This window comes from Streptomyces sp. NPDC006393 (genome assembly GCF_040628575.1).
Taxonomy (GTDB): Bacteria; Actinomycetota; Actinomycetes; order Streptomycetales; family Streptomycetaceae; genus Streptomyces.
Window position 1 is genome coordinate 21984 of sequence record NZ_JBEXZD010000110.1, and the last position, 6000, is coordinate 27983.

6 protein-coding genes are annotated in these 6000 nt (G+C 74.4%); 3 read left to right on the plus strand and 3 right to left on the minus strand.

Annotated elements, in window-relative coordinates; all coding sequences use genetic code 11:
• The first annotated feature begins 22 nt into the window (after positions 1-22).
• Positions 23-493, plus strand: coding sequence for a hypothetical protein (locus ABZ484_RS31720; protein ID WP_358869375.1), 471 nt, complete (start codon positions 23-25; stop codon positions 491-493).
• Positions 494-523: 30 nt separating this feature from the next.
• Here ABZ484_RS31720 and ABZ484_RS31725 read toward each other — a convergent pair whose 3' ends face one another.
• The 3 genes from ABZ484_RS31725 to hemE form a co-directional block, all read right to left on the minus strand.
• Entirely contained in the window at positions 524-2254 is a 1731-nt protein-coding gene (locus ABZ484_RS31725; protein ID WP_358869379.1) for a SpoIIE family protein phosphatase, read from the minus strand.
• 62 nt (positions 2255-2316) lie between these two features.
• On the minus strand, positions 2317-2457 hold the full coding sequence (locus ABZ484_RS31730) for a hypothetical protein (RefSeq protein WP_358869376.1): 141 nt from the start codon (positions 2455-2457) through the stop codon (positions 2317-2319).
• Positions 2458-2675: 218 nt separating this feature from the next.
• A complete protein-coding gene (gene hemE, locus ABZ484_RS31735) occupies positions 2676-3746 on the minus strand; it encodes a uroporphyrinogen decarboxylase (RefSeq protein WP_358869377.1) in 1071 nt (356 codons plus the stop codon).
• Positions 3747-3894: 148 nt separating this feature from the next.
• Here hemE and ABZ484_RS31740 point away from each other — a divergent pair, with 148 nt between their 5' ends.
• Positions 3895-4569 carry a DUF3000 domain-containing protein gene (locus tag ABZ484_RS31740; RefSeq protein ID WP_358869378.1) on the plus strand — a complete coding sequence of 225 codons (675 nt, stop codon included), beginning with the start codon at positions 3895-3897 and terminating at the stop codon, positions 4567-4569.
• A gap of 379 nt (positions 4570-4948) precedes the next feature.
• Positions 4949-5605: a response regulator transcription factor gene (locus ABZ484_RS31745; protein ID WP_030179617.1), complete on the plus strand. Its 657-nt coding sequence runs from the start codon at positions 4949-4951 to the stop codon at positions 5603-5605.
• The last annotated feature ends 395 nt before the right edge of the window (positions 5606-6000 follow it).

The following is a 6000-nucleotide window of genomic DNA, read 5'->3' on the forward strand; positions in this document are numbered from 1 at the left end:
GCTGATCACTCGGCTCGACCTGGTGCTCTGCGGTCGGGTCCTGCCGGCCCTGCTGGTGCACGACGGCAGCCGGGTGTGGCTGGTGTATCTCGTGCTGTTCGGCGTCGGCCTCGGCGTGGGCACGCACAACGCGGCAGGCAGCGCGCTGCTCACCCGCCTGGTGCACCCCGACGCACTGCTCAGCAGCCAACGCGCTGCCGCGCACCATGCGGGAAGGGGCATGCTGGTCGCCCCCGCCGCCGGCTCGTTCCTGTACCTCACTCTCGGCGCGCGTGCGGTGGCCGTGCCGGAGTCGGCGACCTTCCTGGTGTGCGCGCTGTGCGTGCCGACGGTGCGGGTCGACGAACCCGCTCCCGAGCCGCCGGCCGGCAGACGCACCGAGCCCCTGGTGGCCGGCATCCGCCGCCTGGCCGTCGCACCACGGCTGCGGGCGGTGTGCGGCACCGTGGCGGGCGGGGCGCGACGCGGGTGCTCGGCGGAGGCGACCGCATGACCGTGCTGCCCCTCCCTCCGTACGCGGCGGTCAGTGGGCCGGGGCCGGGCGCGGGCCGTCCGGGTGGGGTGCGGTGGGCAGGTCCTGCTCGACCCAGACCACCTTGCCGTCGGGGATGCGGCACGAGCCCCAGCGCCGGCACAGCATGTTGATCAGCTGTAGGCCGCGGCCACCCTCGTCGGACTCCGTGGCGTGCTGGATCTGGGGCAGGTCGGGCCCGCGGTCGGAGACCTCCAGCATCAGCCGCTCGTGGCGCAGCAGGCGCAGCTCGCCGGGACCGCCGCCGTAGCGCAGGGCGTTGCCGACCAGCTCGCTGACCACCAGTTCGCTGACGTCGGCCAGTTCCTGGAGTCCCCAGCGGGCCAGCTGCCCGGTGACCAGCCCGCGGGCGGTGGCCGCGGCGGTGCCGTCGGGCGGGAGCCGCCAGACGTGCAGTTCGCCGGCCAGGGGTTCGGGGCGCCCGGCGGCGACCAGCAGCACGGACTCGTCGTAGCGCGTGCCGGTGCTCGGCAGGGTCTCGGCGAGCCGGCAGTCGTCCAGCTCCTCCCCGGAGAGGCCGGCGGCGGTGGTCCGCAGGCCCTCCAGCAGCTCGTCGACGTCCTCCCGGCTGTGGCGGCTCTTGACCAGGCCGTCGCTGTAGAGGACCAGCCGTCCGTGCGCGGGCACGGTCAGGCGGGTCGCGTCGTAGGGGATCACGCCCGCGCCGAGCGGAGCCCCGGCGGGCACGGTGGCGTACTCGGCGCTGCCGGGCGCCAGGACCAGCAGCGGTGGCGGGTGTCCGGCGCTGGCCACGGTGTACGTGGCGGAGGCGGGGTCGTACACCGCGCACAGGCAGGTGGCGACCTGGTCGTCCTCCAGGTCGCGCGCGGCCAGGTCGAGGCGGGCCAGGACGCGTTCGGGCGCGAGGTCGAGATGGAGCAGGGTGCGGGCGACGGTGCGCAGCCGGCCCATGGTGGCCGCGGCGGGCAGGCCGTGCCCCATCACGTCGCCGACCACGAGCGCGGTGCGTCCGCCGGGCAGGGCGATCACGTCGAACCAGTCACCGCCGACGCCGTGCGGATGGTCGGCGGGGGCGTAGCGGCCGGCGACGCCGAGACCGGCGGTGCGGGGCATGGCGCGGGGCAGCAGGCTGCGCTGGAGCGACACGACGTGCTCGCGCTCCCGCCCGTAGAGCCGGGCGTTGTCGACGTAGACGGCGGCCTTGGAGGCGAGCTGCGTGGCGAGCGCGACGTCGGCGCGGGTGAAGGGCGGGCGGGATCCGCAGCGTACGAAGTCGGCGATGCCGAGCAGGACGCCACGGGCGACCAGCGGGACGGCCATGTAGCTGTGCACGCCCGCCGCGCGCAGCTGTTCGCCGGCGTCGGGGGTGGGCGCCACGCTCGCGTAGTCGTGCGGGCCGAGCCGGGGCAGGAACGCCGGCCGGCGCAGTCCGACGCAGAGGCGGTGGGCGAGCATGTCCGGGTTGTACGTGGTGGGTTCGCCCACCGGGTCGGGTGCGATGCCGCCCAGTTCGGGTATCCGGCTCACGGCCATCGCGCGCATGGCGGGCGGGGCGGCGGTGGCGCCGCGCGCGCCCTCCTCGCCGAGCAGCACCGATTCCAGCAGGTCGACGGCGGCCGCGTCGGCCAGCCAGGGCACGCAGAAGTCGGTCACCTCCTGAGCGGTGCGGTGCAGGTCCAGGGTGGTGCCGATGCGGTCGGACGCCTCGTTCAGCCAGGCCAGCCTGGCGCGCGCCGAGCGCCGGCGGGCGAGCGGGGCCACGACGCCGCGCAGCAGGTGGGACGCGATGCCGAGCAGCGGCACCGGTCCGCGCCCGCCAGCGTTCACAGCCGTGTCCTTCCCGCCTGCCTCTTCCCGTCTCTTTCCCGCCCCGTCTTGCCCTTGCCCTTGCCCTTGCCCTTGCCCTTGCCCTTGCCCTTGCCCTTGCCCTTGCCCAGTGTGGCGCGGCGTCCCAACCGCCGCACGTCCGGGGGAGGGTGTGGTCCAAGGGCCGTCCGCCGGACCCGTTGACGCATTGGTCCAGACCTTCTACGGTGTGGGCGCCCGGCCGCACGCCCACGCACGGTTCACCTCGCCCTGCGCCTCGTACCTCCGGGGCCGGGCAGCGAACGCCCGGGCGGGCGGACGGCGGACCGCCCGCCCGGGTCGCGGTCGCGGTGGCCGCTCGGGCTCAGGGCCGGGCTCAGCGCGCGGTGCGCGTGTGGACGTACTCCACGAGCCGGGTGAGCGCGTCGGGGTCGGTGGACGGCATCACGCCGTGGCCGAGGTTGAAGACGTGACCCTCCAGGCCCGCGGCCGCGTCCAGCACCTCGCGGGTCTTGGCCTCGACGGCCTCGCGGGGAGCGAACAGCACGGTCGGGTCGAGGTTGCCCTGGAGCGCCTTGCCGGGGCCGACGCGGCGGGCGGCCTCGTCCAGCCGGACGCGCCAGTCGACGCCGACGACGTCCGCGCCGGCCTCCCCCATCAGGCCGAGCAGCTCTCCGGTGCCGACACCGAAGTGGATGCGCGGGACGCCGTACCCGGCGACGGCCTCGAAGACCTTCGCGGAGGCCGGCAGCACCGAGCGGCGGTAGTCGGCGGGGGCGAGGGCCCCGGCCCAGGAGTCGAAGAGCTGCACGGCGCTCGCGCCCGCCTCGATCTGCACCTTCAGGAAGGCGGCGGTGATGTCGGCGAGGCGGTCGAGCAGGTCGGCCCACAGCTCGGGGTCGCCGTACATCATCGCCTTGGCGTTCTCGTACGTGCGGGACGGGCCGCCCTCCACGAGGTAGCTCGCGAGGGTGAAGGGCGCACCGGCGAAGCCGATCAGCGGGGTGGCGCCCAGCTCGCGGGTGAGCAGCCCGACCGCCTCGGTGACGTAGGAGACGTCCTCGGGGGTCAGATCGCGCAGCCGGGCCAGGTCGGCGCGGGTGCGGATCGGCTGCTCGACGACCGGGCCGACGCCGGGCTTGATGTCGAGGTCCAGGCCGATGGCCTTGAGCGGCACCACGATGTCGCTGAAGTAGATCGCGGCGTCCACGTCGTGCCGGCGCACCGGCTGGAGGGTGATCTCGGTGACCAGCTCCGGGCGCATGCAGGACTCGAGCATCGGGACGCCCTGGCGCACCTTGCGGTACTCGGGCAGCGAGCGCCCGGCCTGCCGCATGAACCACACCGGAGTGTGCGGCACCGGTTCACGCCTGCACGCCTTGAGGAAGGCGGAGTCGTAGGTGGCGGTCGGCGGCTGGTGGCGGACGGGCGTCTCGTTGGCACTCACGGTGGCAAGTCTCGCACGGCCCCGCGGGCCCCACCGCCGCGGCCCGGGGACGCGACGGCCGCGGTGTGGGTCCCCAGGGGCGGTGCCGCGTCCCGCGGCGGGGTGTCTTGCCCTGCACGAAGGCCCGGTTCCCCTTAATCTTCCCGGCATGGCTGCGGCTCAGGGACGACTGTCGGACGGCGCTGGCGGAATGGACGACGGGAAGGAGGGGGAGGGGCGTGAGAGCAGGACGGATCAGGCTCCGCTGCCCTTCCGGGCCGCCGTCGACGCACTGAAGGCCGCGCGGGTGCGGCCGCAGGTGGAGATCGAGCAGGTCCCCCCGCCGCAGCGCCTGGCGCCCTTCGCGTACGCGCTGGAGGCCACGGTCGTCGACGGCGAGCAGGACCTCGCCGACGGCCGTCTGGTGCTGCTGCACGACCCGGCCGGGCACGACGCCTGGCGCGGCACCTTCCGGCTGGTGACCCTGGTGCGCGCCGAACTGGAGCCGGAGATGGCCGCCGATCCACTCCTGCCGGAAGTGTGCTGGTCCTGGCTGACCGGGGCGATGCAAGCGCGCGGTCTGTCGTACGGCGAGCCCAGCGGCACCGTGACGCGGGCGAGCTCGCACTACTTCGGCGGGCTGTCGTCGCGTCCGGCCGCCTCGCAGATCGAGATCCGCGCCTCATGGACGCCGCGCGAGGGTCTGGGCGGGGTTCCGGACACCGGGGCCCATCTGGGCTCCTGGTGCGATCTGCTGGCCCAGGTCGCGGGCCTGCCGCCGGCCGGGCCGGGTGACGCGTCCGTGGTGACGCTGCCGCAGAGACGCGACCCGCAGTCACGCTGAGCCGAGCCTCCCCGTACCCCCGCCCCGTACCCCCGCCCCGTACCCCCTCCCGTACCCGCGCCCCGTACCCCCTCCCGTACCCGCGCCCCGTACCCCCGCCCCGCCGCCTCTTACCGGCTCCTTGCCGTGTCTTTGTCGATACGACCACTTTCGGGCACGTATCGCTCCCGAACGACCCCGAACGGCCGCGAGTGAACCGATTCGACCTTCGGGTGATCGACAACGTGTCCGAATTGCACGCATTGGTACTCACCAGATCGTGATCATTCTCTAAAGGACAACAGGTTTGCTGCCGAAGACGACTGTGACCTTGCAAGCACGGTTGTCCCGGCTTCCTCCCCACAAGCCGGCCCCGTCCCCCCCACCCCCAGGAGGCCTGGTGTCCGTTCTCCTCGAGCAGCCCTCAAGCCTGGTCGCCTACCGCCCGAACAAGCCGACCGCCATGGTCGTCGTGGCGGACCCGCGCGTCCGTTCCACCGTCACCCGTCATCTGTGGGCGCTCGGAGTCCGTGACGTCATCGAGGCGTCGTCCGTCGCGGAGGCCCGTCCCCGCATCGGCAACCCGCGTGACATCTGCGTCGCCGACGTCCACCTGCCCGACGGGTCCGGACTCACCCTGCTGTCCGAGACCCGTGCCGCCGGCTGGCCCAACGGTCTGGCCCTGTCCGCCGCCGACGACATCGGCGCCGTCCGCAACGCCCTCGCGGGCGGTGTGAAGGGCTACGTCGTCACCGGCACCCGCACCAACGTCGGGCTCCCCACCCGACCCGGCGCCGCCCCCATCGGCGCGGCCCGACTGCACCGCCGTCCCCCGGGTGCCCCGAGCCACCCGGGTGGCTACCGGGAGCTGTCGGGCCGCGAGGTCGAGGTGCTGCGGCTGGTCGCCGAGGGCCAGTCCAACAAGGCGATCGGCGTCTCGATGGGCCTGTCCGCGCTGACCGTCAAGAGCCACCTCGCCCGTATCGCCCGCAAGCTCGGCACCGGCGACCGCGCCGGCATGGTCGCCGTCGCCCTGCGGACCGGAATCATCCACTGACCCCCGGGTGACGCCCGGGTGGCACCCGGGCCGCTCGCCCGGGCCGCTCCCACCGGCCCTCGGACCGGCCCCCGCCCGACCCCTCTCGCCCAGCCGCCCCCGTTCCGCCTCCCTCCCCGCCCTGATCCCGCCTCCACCGCCCATCCCCCCCTCCCCTCATCCGTCGTCCCATCCGCCATCCCCCGTCCGTCCGTCACCCGTCACCCGTCCGCCGCCCTGTTCACCCCTTTTCTTCCTGCGGTTCCTCCACCCCGCCGTGCCGCGCCCCGGTGAAGCGCCGGCCCCTTTCCCCCGTACCGGTCGTGAACCGGACGTGTCACCGACCTGACCGGTTTACGACCCCCGGCGCCCGCCGCTGACGCGCCGCTTGTACGGCCCGACGGGGTCCAGGGAGT